This window comes from Pseudomonas sp. O230, from assembly GCF_045447035.1.
Classification (GTDB): Bacteria; Pseudomonadota; Gammaproteobacteria; order Pseudomonadales; family Pseudomonadaceae; genus Aquipseudomonas.
Map to the genome: position 1 here is coordinate 26,193 of NZ_JBJGXN010000016.1, position 19,433 is coordinate 45,625.

The 19,433-nt window shown below is 60.8% G+C and carries 17 protein-coding genes; 10 read left to right on the forward strand and 7 right to left on the reverse strand.

Going from position 1 to position 19,433, the window contains the following annotated elements:
• Positions 1-203: 203 nt before the first annotated feature.
• Positions 204-896: a GNAT family N-acetyltransferase gene (locus ACI77H_RS28605; RefSeq protein WP_407015163.1), complete on the forward strand. Its 693-nt coding sequence runs from the start codon at positions 204-206 to the stop codon at positions 894-896.
• A 128-nt stretch (positions 897-1,024) separates the two neighbouring features.
• On the opposite strand, the gene ACI77H_RS28610 is transcribed toward ACI77H_RS28605, so the two are convergent.
• Complete coding sequence (locus tag ACI77H_RS28610; RefSeq protein ID WP_407015165.1) at positions 1,025-1,960, reverse strand: class I SAM-dependent methyltransferase; 936 nt, start codon at positions 1,958-1,960, stop codon at positions 1,025-1,027.
• 242 nt (positions 1,961-2,202) lie between these two features.
• Between ACI77H_RS28610 and ACI77H_RS28615 the strand changes: the two genes are divergently transcribed.
• The 6 genes from ACI77H_RS28615 (at position 2,203) to ACI77H_RS28640 (ending at position 7,243) form a co-directional block, all read left to right on the forward strand.
• The gene (locus ACI77H_RS28615; RefSeq protein WP_407015167.1) at positions 2,203-2,811 is read left to right on the forward strand and encodes a cytochrome b/b6 domain-containing protein; all 609 of its coding nucleotides are present in this window, start codon (positions 2,203-2,205) and stop codon (positions 2,809-2,811) included.
• Positions 2,808-3,587 carry a molybdopterin-dependent oxidoreductase gene (locus ACI77H_RS28620; protein ID WP_407015169.1) on the forward strand — a complete coding sequence of 260 codons (780 nt, stop codon included), beginning with the start codon at positions 2,808-2,810 and terminating at the stop codon, positions 3,585-3,587. The genes ACI77H_RS28615 and ACI77H_RS28620 overlap by 4 nt, the downstream gene beginning before the upstream one ends.
• A 63-nt stretch (positions 3,588-3,650) precedes the next feature.
• Positions 3,651-3,962: a pentapeptide MXKDX repeat protein gene (locus ACI77H_RS28625; RefSeq protein WP_407015171.1), complete on the forward strand. Its 312-nt coding sequence runs from the start codon at positions 3,651-3,653 to the stop codon at positions 3,960-3,962.
• Between the two features lie 293 nt (positions 3,963-4,255).
• On the forward strand, positions 4,256-4,768 hold the full coding sequence (gene fae / locus ACI77H_RS28630) for a formaldehyde-activating enzyme (RefSeq protein WP_054615233.1): 513 nt from the start codon (positions 4,256-4,258) through the stop codon (positions 4,766-4,768).
• 10 nt (positions 4,769-4,778) lie between these two features.
• On the forward strand, positions 4,779-5,813 hold the full coding sequence (locus ACI77H_RS28635) for an aldo/keto reductase (RefSeq protein WP_407015173.1): 1,035 nt from the start codon (positions 4,779-4,781) through the stop codon (positions 5,811-5,813).
• Positions 5,810-7,243, forward strand: a complete 1,434-nt coding sequence (locus ACI77H_RS28640; RefSeq protein ID WP_407015174.1) for an NAD-dependent succinate-semialdehyde dehydrogenase — start codon at positions 5,810-5,812, stop codon at positions 7,241-7,243. Before ACI77H_RS28635 ends, ACI77H_RS28640 begins: the two co-directional genes overlap by 4 nt.
• Positions 7,244-7,364: 121 nt before the next feature.
• On the opposite strand, the gene ACI77H_RS28645 is transcribed toward ACI77H_RS28640, so the two are convergent.
• The 6 genes from ACI77H_RS28645 to ACI77H_RS28670 form a co-directional block, all read right to left on the reverse strand.
• Positions 7,365-8,240 carry a LysR substrate-binding domain-containing protein gene (locus ACI77H_RS28645; RefSeq protein ID WP_407015176.1) on the reverse strand — a complete coding sequence of 292 codons (876 nt, stop codon included), beginning with the start codon at positions 8,238-8,240 and terminating at the stop codon, positions 7,365-7,367.
• A gap of 246 nt (positions 8,241-8,486) precedes the next feature.
• A complete protein-coding gene (locus tag ACI77H_RS28650) occupies positions 8,487-9,668 on the reverse strand; it encodes a hypothetical protein (RefSeq protein ID WP_407015178.1) in 1,182 nt (393 codons plus the stop codon).
• A 95-nt stretch (positions 9,669-9,763) separates the two neighbouring features.
• Positions 9,764-11,410 (reverse strand): dipeptide ABC transporter ATP-binding protein, encoded by a 1,647-nt coding sequence (locus tag ACI77H_RS28655; protein WP_407015179.1) that lies wholly within the window; start codon positions 11,408-11,410, stop codon positions 9,764-9,766.
• Between the two features lie 2 nt (positions 11,411-11,412).
• A complete protein-coding gene (locus ACI77H_RS28660; protein ID WP_407015181.1) occupies positions 11,413-12,249 on the reverse strand; it encodes an ABC transporter permease in 837 nt (278 codons plus the stop codon).
• Positions 12,246-13,199, reverse strand: coding sequence for an ABC transporter permease (locus tag ACI77H_RS28665; RefSeq protein WP_407015182.1), 954 nt, complete (start codon positions 13,197-13,199; stop codon positions 12,246-12,248). The genes ACI77H_RS28660 and ACI77H_RS28665 overlap by 4 nt, the downstream gene beginning before the upstream one ends.
• 76 nt (positions 13,200-13,275) lie before the next feature.
• Complete coding sequence (locus ACI77H_RS28670; protein ID WP_407015183.1) at positions 13,276-14,910, reverse strand: ABC transporter substrate-binding protein; 1,635 nt, start codon at positions 14,908-14,910, stop codon at positions 13,276-13,278.
• Positions 14,911-15,447: 537 nt separating this feature from the next.
• Here ACI77H_RS28670 and ACI77H_RS28675 point away from each other — a divergent pair.
• The 3 genes from ACI77H_RS28675 (at position 15,448) to ACI77H_RS28685 (ending at position 19,432) form a co-directional block, all read left to right on the forward strand.
• A complete protein-coding gene (locus ACI77H_RS28675) occupies positions 15,448-16,380 on the forward strand; it encodes a LysR substrate-binding domain-containing protein (RefSeq protein WP_407015185.1) in 933 nt (310 codons plus the stop codon).
• Between the two features lie 223 nt (positions 16,381-16,603).
• Positions 16,604-18,028, forward strand: coding sequence for an aldehyde dehydrogenase (gene aldA, locus ACI77H_RS28680; RefSeq protein WP_407015245.1), 1,425 nt, complete (start codon positions 16,604-16,606; stop codon positions 18,026-18,028).
• Between the two features lie 84 nt (positions 18,029-18,112).
• On the forward strand, positions 18,113-19,432 hold the full coding sequence (locus ACI77H_RS28685) for a nitrate/nitrite transporter (protein ID WP_407015186.1): 1,320 nt from the start codon (positions 18,113-18,115) through the stop codon (positions 19,430-19,432).
• The last annotated feature ends 1 nt before the right edge of the window (position 19,433 follow it).

Below are 19,433 nucleotides of genomic sequence, written 5' to 3' on the forward strand. Positions count from 1 at the left end.
AATTTTGCATCCGCCTCCCGGCCGCCATCGCTGGCAAGCCAGCTCTTACAGAGAATCTCCATGCGGCAAAGCTCCCTTGTAGGAGCCAGCTTGCTGGCGATAGGGCCGGAACATCCGGCATGGCTGCAAACTGACACGCCACCCCGGTCGCGTCGGCGCGTTATGATAGGCGCGTCCGCCGCCAGAGTCAGAGCAGAGCCACAATGCCCCAGATCACCCACTTCAAAACCCCGTGCCCCGAGCACCTCACCAGCCAGATTCTGCAGATGGTGGTCGACAACCTGACCGACATCAGCATGGTCGCCATCCCGCCGAGCAACCTGTTGTACAACGTGTATCAGTACGCGATCGGCTATGAGGTTCACCTCTATCTGGAGGCGCTGAACGGGGCGAAAGGGGTGGCAGTGGAGTTGCTGGTCGCGACCGATGTGGATGATCCGGAGCAGGTCATCGGCTTCTTGCTGTACCTGCCGATCAAGGACGATCCCGAGGCGTGCGGCGTCGCGTACATGGCGGTGCAGGCCGGTCATCGGCGTCAGGGCGTGGCACGGCGGATGCTGCGGGAAATGGTCGGCCGCTATCCGCATGCCGAGCTGACCTGCGCGGTGGCCAAGGTGCCGTGGTTTGAATCGATGGGCTTTCAGGTGCTGGGCGCGCGCGGTACGCAGGTGTTGATGAACACCCGCGACCATCGCTCTGACGGCTTGATGGGGCTGCTCGACGTGGCGTCGATCTACAGCTCGCTGGAGGTGCGGCAGATTCATACGTACCTGCTGCAAAAACACGGCAAGCGGGCGATGCTCGATGCGGAAAAGCAGCGTGACCGGCATCTGGATCAGTTGACGTACAAGGCCAGTGAGTTTGTTCGCGAGCGGTTGGGCGATGGCCCACGCTGACCGCGCCGCACCCGACCATTCAATCAACTGTCGGAGCGAGCTCGGTGAGGTTCAACAGTTTTGAGGTGTTCGATGAATTCGGGAACACCGCAATCCTGTAGAAGCGCCTTCGCGAGCAAGCCTCAGTGTTACTGCCGGAACACCAACGCCTTCAAGCCGCACTCGACATCCGCATCCGGAAACTCCGGCGGATTCTCCAGCCGTTGCTCGAACCGCAAGCTCGGCGCCTCGCGCATGACGCCATCAATCAGGAAATCCGCACCGAACGCCGGGTCGTTCATGCAGGCCAGCACCGTGCCCTGTGGCGTGAGTAATTCCGGTAACCGACGCAGCACGCGCTGGTAATCCTTGGTCAGCAGAAAACTGCCTTTCTGGAAGGACGGTGGATCGATGATCACCAGATCATAAGGGCCTTTACCGATCACTTTTCCCCAGGACTTGAACAGGTCGTGGCCGAGAAAACTCACCTTGCTCATGTCGTGGCCGTTCAAACGGTGATTATCGCGGCCACGGTTCAGGGCCGGGCTGGACATGTCCAGGTTGACCACATGCTCGGCGCCGCCCTCGATGGCCGCCACGGAAAAACCGCAGGTATAGGCAAACAGGTTCAACACGCGCTTGCCCTCGGCATTGGCGCGCACCCAGTCGCGGCCGTAGCGCATGTCGAGGAACAGCCCGGTGTTCTGCTTGCGGCCCAGGTCCACACGATAACGCAGGCCGCCCTCGGTGATGGTCATGTCATCAATGACTTCCCCGACCAGCCATTCGGTGGTGCTTTGCAGCAGGTAGCGATGTTGCAACGCCAACGTATGCGCGCCGGATGTCGCCCACGCTGGCGATTGGGAGACCTGCAGCAGCCGCTGTTTCAAATCTTCCAGCTGCGCCGCTTCGGGCTCCTTGAACAGCGACACCAACACCACGCCCTGCAGCCAGTCGATCGTCAATTGCTCGAGCCCCGGCCAGCAGCGACCTCGACCGTGGAACAGTCGGCGGGTTTCTGCGGGAGCCGCGGCCAGGGCGGTCAGCAGATGGTCGTGGAGGGTGGTGAGCGCTTCTGAATTCATCGGGTGCTGTCGGTCATTTGAGGGGGCGGCATTTTAACCACAATTACGCCAGCCCTGTGGGGGCAAGCCTGCTCGCGATGGGGGCGTTGAATGTGATGCCCTCATCGCCGGCAAGCCGGTCTCGCTCCTACAGGCTATTGGGGGGAGTTATCACAATTAATTTAACTTTACGTGAGGATTTGGCGATCTGTCGGCTCCCATACTCGGCTCCAACGAATAACAACAACCGCCGGGAGCCGATCATGTCGCCGATACCTGCTTCAGCCCATCCGCGCTGGCTGCGCCTGACCCATTGGCTGAACGCCCTGGCGGTGCTGGTCATGGTCACCAGCGGTTGGCGCATCTACAACGCATCGCCGCTTTACGATTTCAGTTTTCCCAAAGGCATCACGCTGGGTGGCTGGCTCGGCGGGGCGTTGCAATGGCATTTCGCGGCGATGTGGTTCCTCGCCATCAACGGCCTTGTCTACCTGATCATTAACCTCGCCAGCGGTCGTCTCTCTCGCCGCTTTTTCCCGCTGTCGCCCAAAGGTGTTCTGCAGGACCTGTGGGCCGCATTGCGCGGGCGGTTGGGGCATGCCGATCTGAGTCATTACAACCAGGTGCAACGGCTGGCATACCTGTTCGTGATGCTCGATATCACGCTGCTGGTGGTCTCCGGGCTGGTGTTGTGGAAGTCCGTCCAGTTTCCGTTGTTGCGCGAGTTGCTGGGTGGCTACGACGCGGCGCGGCATGTGCATTTCATCGCGATGGCGCTGTTGGTGGCATTTGTTGCGGTGCATCTGGTGATGGTCGCGCTCGTTCCCAAAACGCTGCTGGCCATGATTATCGGTCGCAAGGAGTCCGTATGAAAAAGCCCATGGAAGGTCTGGATGAGTCATCCATTCTGAAAGACGCCCGGAAAATCATTGCGCCGCAGATCGAAGACCGCTCGCGCCGCTCGTTCCTGATGCGTGGGCTGACCCTTGGTGGCGTGGCCATGTTGTCGGGCTGCAATATCACCGACAACGACAGCGTCGAAACCGCGTTGTCCTCCATGTCGCGGTTCAACGATCGGGTACAGGGCTGGCTGTTCAATCCCAATGCCATGGCGCCGACCTATCCGGCGTCGATGATCACCCGGCCGTTTCCGTTCAATGCCTTTTACGGCATCGACGAGGCACCCACCGTTGAGGAAGAAAGTTATCGTCTGGAGGTGACCGGACTGGTCGCCGACAAGCGCAGCTGGCGCCTCGAAGAGCTGCGCGCCATGGCGCAGAACGAACAGATCACCCGGCACATCTGCGTCGAAGGCTGGAGCGCGATCGGGCGTTGGGGCGGCGTGCGCTTCAGCGACTTCCTGAAACGAGTCGGGGCCGACACCGATGCCAAGTATGTCGGCTTCAAATGCGCCGACGATTACTACACCAGCATCGACATGGCCACTGCGCTGCACTCGCAGACCTTGCTGGCGCTGACCTATGACGGCGCGGTGCTGCCGCGCGAATACGGCTTCCCGATGAAGCTGCGCATGCCCACCAAGCTCGGGTACAAGAACCCCAAACACATTCAGGCTATTTTCGTCAGCAACACCTACAGCGGCGGCTACTGGGAAGACCAGGGCTACAACTGGTTCGGTGGCAGTTGACGGCAACTTTACCGCGCAGCTCACGCTGCGTTCATTCGCACCTGTGCTTCAAGGAGTTTCATCATGAAAAAGTTGACCACCGTCGTATTGTCCATGTGCCTCGCCGTAGGCGCCGCCAGCGTGTTTGCCGCCGATACGACAAGCAGTGATGGCATGAGCAAGGACAGCATGAGCAAGGACTCGATGTCCAAAGACGCCATGAAAAAAGACACGATGAAAAAGGATGCGATGTCCAAAGACGCCATGAGCAAGGACGCGATGAAGAAAGACGCTATGTCCAAGGACTCCATGAGCAAGGACACGATGAAAAAGGACGCAATGTCCAAGGATTCCATGAGTAAGGACGGAATGAAAAAAGACGCAATGTCGCAATAGCCCGAACAACCAGCGCCACTGTGGGAGCGAGCCGGTTCGCTCCCACAGGTCAATGCATTTCAGGGTATGACTTCAAGTCATGCCCTCATGACTTTTAATGGTTACAGCCCCAACAACCCCCAGTGTTAAAAAATCGCAAACACAGCTCATCAACAACAAAAAAGAGCGTTTGCACCCATGACTGATTCCCTCCGCCACGTCCTGCGCTCTTCAACCCCCGATCACTGCCACGCGACTTCCTCAGTCTGCGTGCACTTCTGATCATCCAGAAAGTCACTGAAGAGTAACCACCCATGAAAGAACTCGACCTGTACATCGGTGAAGGCTTCGAAGGCCCGGGCGTGAACGCCGCACACATCAACATTCTGATCGGCCCACGCAATGGCCCGGCGGGGCAGGCGTTTGCCAACAGCCTGGCATCGCCAAGCCAGGGCCATTGCCCGTTCATGGTGATCGCTCAGCCGAACATCCCGGTCAAGCCGATGACCCTTTATGTGAACAAGGCCGCGATCAGCAGTGACCTGCACGGCAACGCCACCTGGGGCGCGTCGCAGGCCGGGATCGCCAAAGCTGTGCTTGAAGCGCTGCTCGACGGCACCTTGCCGCCGGAAGCCGAAGACGAGTGGGCCATCGTCACAGCCAACTGGGTCAACCCGGCGTGCGATGACCTCGATGCGGTCTACCTGAACAACTACAACGCCTGCCGCACGGCGATCCGTGCTGCGCTGACCGGCAAACCGGAAACCGCACAACTGGCGGATGTGGTCGATCACATCAGCAACCCTTTCTACACGCCAAAAGCCTGAGGTCCGCGCCATGCAATACATTCGTTTGGGCAACTCCGGCCTTGAAGTCTCGCGCCTGTGCCTGGGGACCATGAACATGGGCACCCCGGATTGGAAGCCGTGGATCTTCGATGAGAAGAAAAGCGAGCCGATCGTCGCGCACGCGCTGAACAACGGCGTGAACTTCATCGACCTCGCGGACTTCTATTCCGCCGGTGTCGGCGAGGAAGTAGTGGGGCGCATCGTCAAGCGCCTGGCCCGCCGCGAAGACCTGGTGATTACCACCAAAGTCGGTTATGGCACCCGCACCGGGATCAACGCCAGCGGACATTCGCGCAAGCACATCATGGACAGCATCGATGCGTCGCTGCAGCGACTGAACATGGATTACGTCGATGTGTTCATGCTGCACTACTTCGACGTGAACACCCCGGTCGAAGAAACCATGAGCGCCATGAACGACATCGTGCGTTCCGGCAAGGCACGTTACATCGGCGTGTCGACCATGCTCACCGGGCAACTGGCGAAAATCCTCATGGCCTGCGAGCGCAACGGTTGGGTCAAGCCGATCAACATGCAGCTGCAACTGAACTGCGCCTACCGCGAAGAAGAGCGCGAGATGATTCCGTTCTGCCGCGACCAGGGTTTGGGCGTCTCCGTATTCAGCCCGTTGGCCCGTGGCTTGCTGACCGGTGATGCGCAGTCGACCCGCAACCAGACCGACTTCTTCACCCAGCAGATGTACAGCGATGAAGCCTCGTTCGAGATCGCGCATTCGGTGCAGCGCGTGGCCCGTGCCCGTGGTGTGTCCAACGCGCAGATCGCCCAGGCCTGGGTCGCCAACCATCCGGGTGTGGATTGCATGCTGGTCGGCGCCGACACCACCGAGCAGTTCGACAGCGCCCTGGCCGCGCTGGAAACCCGACTCGATGCCGACGAGTTGCATGAACTGGAACGCAATTACACCCCGTGCGACGTGATCAACGATTACACCGCCGGCAAACGTATCTTGCGTTCGGCCCGTCCGGGTCTTGAGCGCTTCAACCTGACCGAGGCTGTGGCATGAGCGCGCTGATCCGCAATGGCAATTTCATCGATGGCCAATGGTCCAGCGGCGGCTCGAGCTACCCGGTGTTCAACCCAGCCAACGGTGAGTTGATTACCGACGTGCAAAAGGCTGGCGCCGAAGAAACCAACCGCGCCATCGACGCCGCCAACCGTGCCTTGCCGACCTGGCGCAAGTTGACCGCCAAGGAGCGCAGCCAGAAGCTCAAGCGCTGGAGCGAGCTGATGCTGAGCAACCAGAAGGATCTGGCGACGTTGCTCAGCCGTGAACAGGGCAAGCCGCTGGCCGAAGCCATGGGCGAAGTGGTTTATGCCGCGAGTTTTCTGGAATGGTTCGCCGAAGAAGCCAAGCGCGCTTACGGCGACGTGATTCCGAGCCACAAGGCGGATGCGCGGATCATCGTGGTCAAGGAAGCCATTGGCGTAGTCGCCGCGATCACGCCGTGGAACTTCCCGCTGGCGATGGTCACCCGCAAGGTCGGCCCGGCGCTGGCGGCGGGTTGCACGATGATTCTCAAACCTTCGGAAGAGACGCCGTTGTCGGCGTTCGCCCTGGCGGTGCTGGCCGAGCAGGCGGGCATTCCGGCCGGTGTGTTCAACATCGTTTCCGGTGATGCCGTGGCGATTGGCGGGGCGCTACAAGCCTCGGGCATCGTGCGCAAACTGTCGTTCACCGGTTCCACGCGCACCGGCAAATTGCTGATGCGTCAGGCCGCCGACACCCTGAAAAAAGTCTCGCTGGAACTGGGTGGCAACGCGCCGTTCATTGTTTTCGACGATGCCGATCTGGACGCCGCCGTGAAAGGCGCGATGGCTTCGAAGTTTCGCAACACCGGGCAAACCTGCGTCTGCGTCAACCGCTTCTTCATTCAGGACGGTGTCTACGAGGCCTTCACCGGCAAGCTCGCTGAAGCCGTGGCGGCGATGCGCGTCGGCAGTGCGCTGGACGGAGAAACCGAGCAAGGTCCGCTGATCAACGCGGCGGCGCTGGCCAAGGTTGAACTGCATGTCGGCGATGCGCTGGAGAAGGGCGCCAAGCTGTTGTGCGGCGGTCGTCGCCACGCACTCGGCGGGACTTTTTACCAGCCGACTATCCTCGCCGAAGCCAACAGCGAGATGCTGATTGCCCAGGACGAAACCTTCGGCCCGGTGGCCGCTTGCTTCCGCTTCAAGGATGAAGCCGAGGTGCTGCAAAAGGCCAACGACACGCCATACGGTTTGTCGGCGTATTTCTACAGTCGCGACATTGGCCGCGTGTGGCGCATGGCCGAAGGCCTGGAAGCCGGCATGGTCGGGATCAATGAAGGGATCATTTCCACGGAAGTCGCACCGTTCGGCGGCATCAAGGAATCGGGCCTCGGTCGCGAGGGGTCGAAGTACGGTCTGGAGGACTACCTGGAAATCAAATACCTGTTGATGGGCGGCTTGTAAACGGCGCCACCTTCCATGTGGGAGCGGGCTTGCTCGCGAATACGGTGTGTCAGTTGACATTAATGTGTCTGACGCACCGCATTCGCGAGCAAGCCCGCTCCCACATTTGGATATCGGTGTTTCAGGGATTGCTGACCAGCCCCAACCAGTCCGTAAACAACCGCACTTTCGACAACCCTTGCTTGTCATTCGCCACATCCAGCCAATAGCCATACGGCCCGATCACTTCCACCGGGGTGATCGGCAACAAACTGCCATTGGCCAATTCCTTCTCGATCATCTGCCGGTCAATCACCGCCAGGCCTCCACCTGCCAGTGCGGTGTGAATCACCTGATCCAGCGTGCTGAATTCCAGCCCTTGCGCGGCATCGATATCGTCCCGGCCCATTGCCGCCAACCAGTTCTCCCAGACCTTCAAGCGTTTACCGTCGTGCAGGATGTGCAGCAACGGAAACTGCCGCAAGTCCGGCGGTTGGCCGTTGACAAACAACTCCGGACTGGCCACCGCCATGTGCCGCTCCATCACCAGTAACTGGCTGCTGCATTGGCTGGCCGCTTCAAGGCCGAAGCGGATGTGGCAGTCGATTTCCGCGAGACTGTCGTGGCCGCTTTGGTGGGTCACGCTCAGGCTGATGTCCGGGTAGCGTTGGCAAAAGGTGCGCAGGTGCGCCGACAACCAACGTGTGGCCCAGGTCGGCGGTGCAACGATGCGCAGGCGTTGGCGCAGGTTGGGCACGCGCACGGCTTGCAGGGCGCGTTCGACGTGGTCGAAGGCGTCGCTCAGTTGCGGGGAGAGGGCCAGACCGGTTTCGGTCAGGGACAGGCCTTGTGGAGTGCGGATGAACAGCGCCACGCCGAGGTAGTCTTCGAGCTGCTTGATCTGACGACTCACCGCGCCCTGGGTGACGTTCAATCCCAAGGCTGCCTGGCTGAAACTGCGATGCCGCGCGACCTCTTCGAAGACACGCAGCATGTTGAGCGAGGGCAGTTGACGCATGACAGGAGGGCTCCGCACCGGCCTCGGATGTTGCGTCGGGCCGGCCTGTTGTTTCTGGATGGTTTTGTGGTGCCTATCTGACTATTAGCAAGGGGTTGATGCAAGTGGTGCTTGGGCTGACGTCTTCGCGGGCAAGCCCGCTCCCACAATTGATCTTCAGTGAACACAAATCTGTGTATACCTACAATCCCCTGTGGGAGCGGGCTTGCCCGCGAAGGCGTCCTCACGGACACCAAAAATCCCGAATCAGAAGTAATACCCGATGTTCATGTACAGCTGATTTTCCCAATGATCCGTCCCCCCAGCGCCCAGGCTCTGGGTGTAGCTGCTGCCGCCGATGTACGGGTCATTCTTGCCGTACAGCCACTCAGTCGCGATCCACAGTTTGCTGAAGGAAAACGAGGTGCCGAGGATCATCCGCTGCGAGGTCTTGAACTCGTCGGCGGATTTGTCGAAGGCGCTGTAGTTGGCGTATAGCTTCACGCCGCTGACCAGGTCGAACAAGTATTTGCCGCTGACGTCGTAGCTCAGGTCGGCCACGTACAAATTGCCGCGACTGGCGACGTTGTAGGTGCCGTCGTAACCGCCCAGCGTCACCAGTTCATCGGTGCCGGCGTTGCGCGGCGACATCTGTTGCCGCGCCGCTTGCAGCTGCACGCCCCACGGACCGTTCTTGCCCAGGTAGTGCACGGCCACGGCGTTGCGGCGACCGTCGTTGTCGGTGTCCTTGTTCTCCAGGGTCGAGGTCAGGCCGGAGATCCCGACTTCGGATTTCCACGGCCCCAGGTCCAGGGCCTTGGCCACACGCAGCACCACGGTGTTGCGTTCCTGGTTGTCGCTGCCGTCGCCCACGTAGCTGTCCGCCCCGGACACCACGCTGGAGTAGGTCACGCCTTTGCTGGTGCCTTTGCCTTGCCACGCCGGGCGCAGGTAGTAGCCGGCCTGGACGTTCCAGTCGCCGCTTTGCTGGATGTACTTGGCGCCGACCTGTTGCACATCTTCCAGGCCGATGACGTTGCCCAGGGTTTCGTAGAAGGTGCTGCCGAAGTACGGCTGCAAACCGAACGGCACGGTGTTCAGACCCACCTGCACCTGCTGGTCGGGGTTGAATTTGTAGCCGGCCCACGCGTACTTGGCGAACTGGATATCGCCGTAATTCTTGGTGTACTGGTAAGGGTAGGAGCGTCCGTAGAAACGGTACTGAGCCTCACCGATCCAGGTGTCAGAGTTGTACTTGGCGCTGAGGAACACTGTGTCCAGGCCGAACTTCTGGATGTCGCGGTCCGGGTCATAGTCCCAACGGGCACGCACGGCGCCGCCGAGGTCGAGGTTGTCGGTCACCTGAACCGCCATGGCCGGGGCGGCGAAGGCGCCGAGCAGCGGAATCAAGGCAATGGAATGGATAGCACGAGGGGGGATTGCGCGCATTGTGATACTCCCGATTTTCTGATTATTGTTGGCAACAGCAACCCACACCGCAGCGAACGCTGCGGCTTGGGGAAAGGGTTATTGGCTTAGTTGGCTTAGTTGGCTTGGGGGCGGATCAGCCTCAACGCTGGCTCCGCGACAGGCACCACCGGTATTGCCGAAGCGCCGGGGGCCGCCGCCAGCAAGGTCTGGGTGTAGCTGTTTTGCGGACGCAGCAACACCTGTTCCGCCGTGCCGTATTCCACCACTTCGCCTTGGCGCATCACCGCGATGTAGTCGCTGATCTGCGCCGCCACCCGCAGGTCGTGGGTGATGAACAAAATGCTCAGGTTCAGTCGCTTTTGCAGCTCGGCGAGCAACTCCAGCACTTGTTTCTGCACCGAGACATCGAGCGCCGAGACGCTTTCGTCGGCGATCAGCACTTCAGGCCGCATCGCCAGTGCCCTGGCAATGCCAATGCGTTGGCGCTGACCTCCGGAAAACTGCCGAGGGCTGCGCTTGAGCGCGTCGCGTTTAAGCCCGACCTGCTCCAGAAGGTCGCCGGCCTCTGTCCAGGCATCCTTGGCGGACAGCCCGCGCAATTGCGCGGCGCGGGCGATGATGTCACCGACCCGGTGGCGCGGATTGAGTGAGCCGTAAGGGTCCTGGAAAATCATCTGGATGCGCCGCCGATTGGCCGCCAGTGCCGCGCCGCGCAAGGCGAGGAAATCCGTGTCACCCACCCACACGTGGCCGCTGTCGCTGTCCACCAGCCGAATCGCTGCTTTGACCAGAGTGCTTTTGCCCGAGCCGGACTCGCCGACGATGGCCAGGGTCTTGCCCCGTGGCAGTTGCAGGGAGACATCCCTGAGCGCCGCCACCGAGCGGCCGCCAACGTTGTAGGTTTTGTTCAGGTGTTCGATGCGCAACGCCAGTTCTCCGTCGGCGCTGGGCACATGCAGTTCCGGATGAAGGGCCGGCACGGCGGCGATCAGCTTGCGGGTGTAAGGATGTGCAGGGGCGTTGAGCACTTGGTCGCGCTCGCCAATTTCCACCAGACGCCCACCTTCCATCACCGCGATGCGGTCGGCGATTTCCGCGACGACGCCAAAGTCGTGGGTGATGAACAAGATCCCGTGCTGGCCGCGCCCGCGCAGTTCACGCACCAGTTTCAGGACTTGCGCCTGGGTGGTGACGTCGAGGGCCGTGGTCGGTTCGTCGGCGATCAACAGGTCGGGGTTCATCGCCAGGGCCATGGCAATCACCACCCGTTGGCATTGTCCGCCGGACAGCTGATGGGGAAAACTGTTGGCGATCCGTGGCGGGTCCGGCAAATGGGTTGAGTCGAGCAGCGCGAGCATGCGTTCACGGCGCTCGGCGGCGGGCATCTGCGGGGCATGGATGTCGAAGATTTCCTCGACCTGCTGGCCGATACGGATCGCCGGATTCAACGCGGCCATGGGCTCCTGGAAAATCATCGCGATGCGATTGCCACGCAACTGGCGCAGGGCGTTTTCCGGCAGTCGGCAAATGTCCTCACCGAGAAAATCGATCACGCCTTCGCTGTGGCGCAGGCCTCTGGCGTAGTCGCCCATGATCGCCGCCGAAAGCACTGATTTGCCGGAGCCGGACTCGCCGATCACGCAGAGGATTTCGCCCTTGCGCACGTCAAAGTTGATGCCCTTGACCGCGTGGCTACGATCGGCACCGGCGGGCAATTCAATGGAGAGATTCTCCACCTTCAATACTTGTTGTTGATTCATGCTCAGCTCCTTGCGCCTTTCTGGGCGTGTTCGTCCAGACCGTCCGCCAGCAGGCTCAGGCCCAGCATCAGGGTGGAGATGGCAATGCACGGGAAGATCACCAGGTGCGGGAACGCGATGGCCATGCTGCGGCCTTCGTTGATCATGCCGCCCCAGTCCGGGGTGGGGGGTGGCAGGCCGAGGCCGAGGAAGCCGAGGGCGCCGATCATGATCGCGGTGTAGCCGATGCGCAGGCAGAAATCGACAATCAGCGGCCCGCCGCAGTTGGGCAGGATTTCAACCAGCATGATGCGCAACGAACCTTCGCCCTGGGTGATCGCGCTGAGCACGTAGTCTCGGGAGCGGATGTCGATGGTCAGGGCACGCATGATGCGGAAGATCGCCGGGGCGCTGGTGAAGGTCACGGCGATCAGGATGTTCAGCGCCGAAGCGCCGAGGGCGATGATGATCACGATGTACAGCACCAGCACCGGGAACGACAGCACGGTGTCGGCGACGTACGACAGAAACGCATCGACCTTGCCGTTGAAGTAACCGGCGCACAGGCCCATGGCAATGCCCACACCAAACGCGGTCAGCGTCGCCAGGATCGACCAGAACAACACGGTGCGTGTGCCCCAGATCAGCCGCGAAAGAATGTCCCGGCCAATCATGTCGGTGCCCAGCAGAAAGCTTTGGCCGTTGCCGTCTGCGCTCATCGGCGTCAACAACGGGCTGAAACTTTCCAGCGGATCATGGGGGGCCAGCCAGGGCGCGAACGTGGCGATCAGCACCCAGCCGCCTACCAGCAGCAAACCGAGCAGGGCCAGGGGATGTTTTAACGATTGCAGGAAGCTCATTGGCCACCTCCGCCAAGACTGCGCAGGGTGATGCGCGGGTTGAGCCAGGTGTAGGCCAGGTCGGAAAAGATTTTCGTCGCGCCGACCACTGCGCCGCTGATCATCGCGCAAGCTTCGATCAGGTAAACGTCGTGGTTCAGCGAAGCGGTGTACAGCAACGAGCCGAAGCCTTTGTAGGCGAAGAACACCTCGACCACGATCACGTTCGACAGCAGCCACGGGATGTACAGCATGATCACCGTGATCGGGGCGATGAGTACGTTGCGCAAGGCATGGCGCAGGACAATCCGCGAGGTCGATGCACCTTTGAGGCGAGCGGTGCGGATGTACGGCGCCTGCATGACTTCAACCATCGACGCGCGAGTGATGCGTGCCAGGTAACCGATGCCGAACAGGCACAGCACCATCAGTGGCAGCGCCAGTTCGGCGGCGTTGAAGCCATCGCTCATGCTGCTCACGCCCGGCAGCCAGTTGAGCCAGAACACGAAGATCGCCGAGACGAACACCGCGCTGGCGAAGTCCGGAATCGAGGTGGTGACAATCGACAGGAACGACACCAGACGATCCACCATCGAACCCTGGCGAATGCCGGCCAGAATGCCCAGGGTCAGGGCCACCGGCACCATCACCAACAGGGCCAGCCCGGCGAGGATCAAGGTTTGCCCAAGGTTGGGCAGCAGCAAGTTGATGACCGGTTCGCGAAAGTGCACCGAGGTGCCCCAGTCGCCACTGACAAAATCCTTCAACCACACCAGGTAACGCCACAGGAACGGCTGGTTGTAGCCATGTTCCACCAGCCATGCGGCCCGCTGGTCGGCGGCGGAGTAGGGGCCGAGGACGTTGATGGCGACGTCTTCGATGTTCAGTTCAAGGGCGACAAACACAATCAGCGACACCGACAACAGGGTCGCGATCAGCGCCAGTAATTTGCGTAACAGGAATTCAGCCATGCTTGCAGGCTCCGACTAATCAAGGGATGCCGGCCCGCCGCACCGGTCGGTGGGCGGGCACGTTTGGGGCTGCGCGTCAGGCGCTCAACCAGACTTCATCCATTGGGTAGAAGTCCGAAGGGTGCACCTTGAACCCTTGGACCTTCTTGCTGGTGGCGGTGAATTTGTCACCCCAGAACGGCTGCACCATTACTGCTGCGTCCTGCAGAATGCGCTCGACATCCTGCATCGCCAGGGCCCGTTGTTTCGGATCAATGATGCCCATAGCCTTGTCCAGCGCGGCATCGAAGGCCGGGTCGCTGTAGTGGCTTTCGTTCCAGGCCGCGCCGCTGCGGTAGGCCAGTTCCAGGGACATCACCCCCAGCGGACGGTGCGCCCAATAGGTCAGGCTGAACGCCGCTTTGTCCCAGATTGGCCAGTATTGGGTGGCTGGAATGACTTTGAGGTTGATGCGAATGCCCGCCTCCAGGCAGTTCTGTTGCAGGATTTGCGCGCAGTCCTGTTCGTAGCGGCCCTGGGTGTTGCCGACAATCAGGTCGATGTCGATGCCATTCGGATAACCGGCGTCGGCCAGCAGTTTTTTCGCCCCGGCGACATCTCGCTCGCGCTTGGGCAGCGGCGAGTATTCCGGGTGGGATGGCGCGACGTGGTGGTCTTCGCCCAGGGTGCCCATGCCGCGATAGGCGATTTTCAGCATCTGCGCATTGTCGGCGCAGAGCACCACGGCTTTGCGAATCCGCACGTCATCGAACGGTTTCTGGTCGCTGGCCATGCGCATGACCACGGTTTGCGCCGACTTGCAACTGAGCAACTGCGCGCCCGGCAAGCGCTTGGCCAGGTCCAGTTCGGCCACAGTCACGCGATACAGCACGTCCACTTGCCCGGCCTGCAACGCCGCGAGATGGGTGGAAATGTCGGTGCCCATGTCAACGTAGCGCAGTTCATCGAGGTTGGCCGGTTTGCGCCAGTAATCAGCACGTTTGGCGAAGGTTGCTTGCTTGTTCACGGCAAACGACACCAGCTTGAACGGCCCGGTGCCAATCGGGTTTTTCGCCCAGTCGTCACCGTTTTTGAAACTGCGGTGAACCAGGGTGCAGGTGAAGGCGCTGAGCATTTCCGGGATGGCCAGAATCGGCCGTTTGAGCACCAGGCGGAACTGGTACGGGCTGACCTTTTCGAAAGCTGCGATGTCCTGGAACGCGGTGCGATTGACCGACTTGGAATCGGCGGCGATCCAGCGCTGGATGTTGTGCTCGACATCGTCGCTGGTGAACTCGTCGCCGTTGCTCCACTTGACGCCCTGGCGCAGGTTGAAGGTCCAGACCTTGAGGTCTTCGGACGGGCTCCAGCTCTCGGCCAGGTAAGGGTGGGTGATGTTGTCGGCGTCCACCCAGGTCAAAAATTCCAGGGAGTTGCGCAGCAGGTTCGAGGCTTCGATCCAGGTGATCAGCATCGGGTCCTGGATTTCCTGGATGGCGCAGGCAAAGCGCAGGCTGCCACCCTGACGCGGCGGTTGTTGTTCGGCGGCGAACGCCGAATCGCCGAGCAGCGCCGAGCCCATGAAGGTGCTGGCGCTGGCCACGGTGACGCCCAACAGGGCGGCGGTGCGCAGAAATTGTCGACGGTTGATCTGACCATTCTTGACCTGTGAGCACAGGTCGTCGACGGCAGGGTGCGGCGCGGTGCCGTCCAGTGTCATCAGCTCGTTCATAAAGCCTCTCCGATACGTAGCAAAGTGCGTTTTTCGACTGGCCGCGGGCGTGGCTGGCGGCCTGGAATTCAGCGGATCAAGTCAGCGAAATGCTCAGCGGCAAGCACCGTGCAGGCGCAGGCGAGGTGGCCGGGAAGCCGGCGGCACAGGCGATTGGGAGGTGTTCGGGAGGGCGCAGGTGGGGAAGGGCATGGGGCAGCTCTCATGTTGTTTTTATTAGAGATGGCTGCAGTTTTGTCATCCGGGCAAAGATCGACAAACGATAAAATCACTGGCGAAACGTTCGATAAACGCATGTTACTGACGGCCCTCGCGGCGGGCCGTTGAAATAGACCGCTCGGCCTGCGTGGCGTGGGTGACAATCGAGCGACAAAATTCCCGAATGGAGCCCTTGTTTTTTCAGCACAAGGTAAAGAGCGAGGCTCCGGCGGATAGGCGTGGATTGTCCTACACAACACAAAAATGCATGTTACTCGGGAAATTTCCGACAAGGCGTGGGATGCTTAATGCCTCGTCAGCCTTCCACGAGTGCCTTTCATGAAACGCAAAATGCCTGGTCTGAATGCCCTCAAAGCCTTCGAAGTGGCCGGCAGCACCGGCAGCTTCACCCGGGCCGCCGAGTTGCTCAATGTCACCCAGAGCGCCGTGAGCCGGCAGGTGCGTCAACTCGAAGAGCAGTTGGGCGAAAATCTGCTGGAGCGGCGCCATCATCACCTCGACCTGACCAGCGCCGGGCGGGTGCTGTTGCGGGCGTTGCACCAGTCGTTCGACAAGATCGAGTTGACGGTGCGCAGCATCCAGCAGAAAACCCATTCCAATCGCCTGCACATCAACGCACCGCCGACCTTCACCAACCGCTGGTTGATGCCGCGCCTGGGACGGCTGCGCGAGAAGCATCCGGAACTGGAATTGAGCATCACCACACGCTTGCAGGACAGTCTCGCGGAAACCAGCACCCTGGATTGCGCGATCCGCTTTGGCGACGGTGAATGGGATGGGCTGGACAGTTCGCTGTTGATCCAGGAACGGCACATCGCGGTGTGCGCGCCAACCTTGTATGCGCGGGAGTGGAGCGAGCAGGGCATCGACCTCAATCGCCTGACCTTGCTGCACGTACTGGCCCGGGAAGACCAGCGTTACCTGACCTGGAAACACTGGCTGGACGCTGCGCGCATCACCGGCGTCGATACCCAGGGCGGCTACGAATTCGACCTGCTGGACCTGGCGATCCGCGCGGCCGTCGACGGCTTGGGCATCACCATCGCCGATTGGCACATGGTCGCCCCGGAGCTGGCCAGCGGGCAGTTGACCCAGGTGCTCAACGTGCATGTCGAAGGGCATCAATCCTATTGGCTGGTGACCCGGCCGGAGCAGACACTGATGCCCCAGTTGCAGGTGTTCAGTCAGTGGTTGCAGGAAGAAATCTGGTTGGCGCAACGGCAGCTCGAGCCCTCAACCGCCGCCATCTAATTAACGCCGCGCCCCGTTAGGAGCCGGCTTGCCGGCGATGCGGACGGTGCGGTGTGTCAGACACTACGCCTTCGCTGGCAAGCCAGCTCCTACAAGGGGCGGCAGTGATTTTACGGTTAACCTGCATTTTTCGAATGTTACATCGCTCAATAAATCGTTTGTTCAACGCGGTTCAGATGCCAAGACTGCAAGCACTGGATAAAAACAACGATGGGCGATGCACATGCGACTCGAGCGAAATTTTGTTAACGGCCACTTCATTGAACCTGCCAGCGAAGCGCTGATCGCGGTGTACAACCCTGCGACCGAGGCACTGCTCGGCCATGTCTCGGCGGCCACTGCCGATGAGGCCACGGTCGCCGTCGAAGCGGCCGCCGCCGCCCAGAAAGTCTGGGGCAAACTCACCAGCATCGAACGCGCTGAACACCTGCGTTCGTTTGCCGATGCGCTCGATGCCTGTGCCGAGCACATTGGTAAAGCGTTGGCCGCCGAATCCGGCAAGAGCGTCGCCGACGCCAGTAACGAAGCCCGTTACGCGGCGCAGATCACCCGCTATCACGCCGAATGGGCGCGCCGCATCGAAGGCGAGATCATCCCCAGCGACTCCCCCAACGAAAACCTCTTTCTGCACCGTGAGCCAATCGGCGTGGTCGCCTGCCTGATTCCGTTCAACTACCCCGTCTACACCTTATTGCGCAAAATCGCCCCGGCGCTGATTGCCGGCAATACCGTGGTGGTGCGTCCGAGCAACAACACCCCGACCTCGGCGTTCGAAATCGCCAAAGCCGTGCAGCAATCCGGTTTGCCGGCCGGCGTGGTCAACATCCTGACCATGGATCACGCCACCGCTGCCGCTGTTTGCACGCACAAGGCCGTCGGTTTGATCACCCTGACCGGCAGCGTCAATGCCGGGCGTATCGTGCTCGACTACTGCAAGAGCAACATCGCCAAGCCGTCGCTGGAACTGGGTGGCAAGACCCCGGCAATCATCGAGGCCGATGCCGATCTTGAAGCCGCCGCCACCGCGATAGTTGCCTCCAAGACCACGCACTGCGGCCAGTTGTGCACGGCGGTGGAGCGGGTCTATGTTCAGGAAAGCGTTTACGAAAAATTCCTCGCCCTGCTCAAAGCCAAACTCAGCGCTGTGAAGTTCGGCGACCGGGCCACCGATGGCGGCCTGATGGGGCCGTTGGTCAACGCCAGTTCGCAGCAGAACATCCATGCCATGGTCGAGCGCGCCGTCGCCGACGGTGCTGTACTGGAAACAGGCGGTTTTATCCCGCAGGGCAGCGGTCATTTCTACCCGCCAACCCTGCTCAGTGGCTGCCGCCAGGACATGGAAATCATCCAGGAAGAGATCTTTGGCCCGGTGCTGCCGGTGCTCAAATACCGCGACATCGACGAAGCGCTGGCCATGGCCAACGACCATCAGTTCGGTCTGTCCTCGGTGCTGTACACCGAGAATTACCGCACCACGATGAAAGTCGCCAACGCCATCGAGGCCGGCGAGTTGTACGTCAATCGCACCCCGGCGGACCCGTATCAGGGCTTCCACGCCGGCTGGAAACGCTCGGGCCTGGGCGGCGATGACGGCAAGCACGGCATGCTCGAATTCACCCAGACCCGTCTGGTGGTCATGAAATATTGATCCACCCGCAACACGCTTCATGCTCCACCTATAAAAACAATTATCAGGGGTGCCCGTACCATCGGGTTGCCCGAGGTCTCTTAGATGTCCAAGCATGCATCCACTGCTGCCGCTGTTCAGGGTTCGAACGCGGGTTCAAAAAGCCACAGTGACAAGGGAAGTCGCTACGTCCAACTGATGCTTCTGGTGCTGGCCGCCGGTGCGATCTACCCCATCCTGTACCTGCGTCAGGTCTACCAGACCACCATGCTCGAAGTGTTCCAGATCAACCACAGCGAGCTGGGTTATCTGTACTCGATGCTCGGTACGATTTTCCTTCTGAGTTATTTGCCGAGCGGCTGGCTGGCCGACCGTATCGCCCCGCGTTTTCTGATTTTCTTCTCGCTGGTCGCCACCGGGGCGTTGGGCCTGTGGTATTCCACCGCGCCGTCGATGACCGGGCTGATGATCATCTTCGGTTGCTGGGGCCTGACCACCGGCCTGACGTTCTGGGCCTCGGTGCTCAAACGCGTGAAGATGATTGCCCATCACACTGAGCAAGGCCGCTTCTTCGGCGTCCTCGATGGCGGACGCGGACTGGTCGAAGCGTTGCTGGCGACCGTGGCGCTGGGGCTGTTTGCCTTCGCCACCGAAACCCACGGCGAGTCGGCGGCGCAAGGTTTCAAGCACGTGGTTTACCTGTATGCCTTCACCTGTATCGCCATCGGTTGTGTGCTGGTGTTGATCAAGGACCCGAAGTCGATGGATGACACGGCGTCGGTGGAGAAGGGCAAGTACAACCTGCTCAGCGACCTGGCCACGCTGGTGAAAATCCCTGAGCTGTGGCTGGTGACGGCCATCGTGTTCTGCGGTTATCACATCTTCTGGGCCACCTACAGCTTCTCCGATTACCTGCAGGGCGGCGGCATGACGGCGGTCATGGCCGGCACCATCACCACCATCAAATTGTGGATGCGCCCGATTGGCGGGATTGGCGGTGGTTGGCTCGGTGACAAGTTCTCGAACATTTCGGTGCTGATCGTGGCGCTGTTCCTCGCGACGTTGGCGATGGTCGGCCTGATCGTGTTCCCGGCGCTCAACAGCATGGGCCTGCTGATCGGCACGGTGATCTTTATCGGCCTGATGACCTACGCCATTCGCGGTTTGTACTGGGCGATCCTCGACACCTGCAACATTCCGCTGCGCATTACCGGCCTGGCGATTGGGATTGTCTCGGTGGTCGGTTACTTGCCCGATGCCTTTATTCCCTTGATCAACGGCTACCTCACCGAGCATTTCCCCGGTGCCTTTGGTTACAAGCTGTATTTCGGCTACATCGCCTTCGTCGGCCTGCTTGGAACCCTCGCGGCCCTGACCCTGCGCGCGCGTATCAATCGTCAATCTTTGAACAAGACAGGTGCCTGAG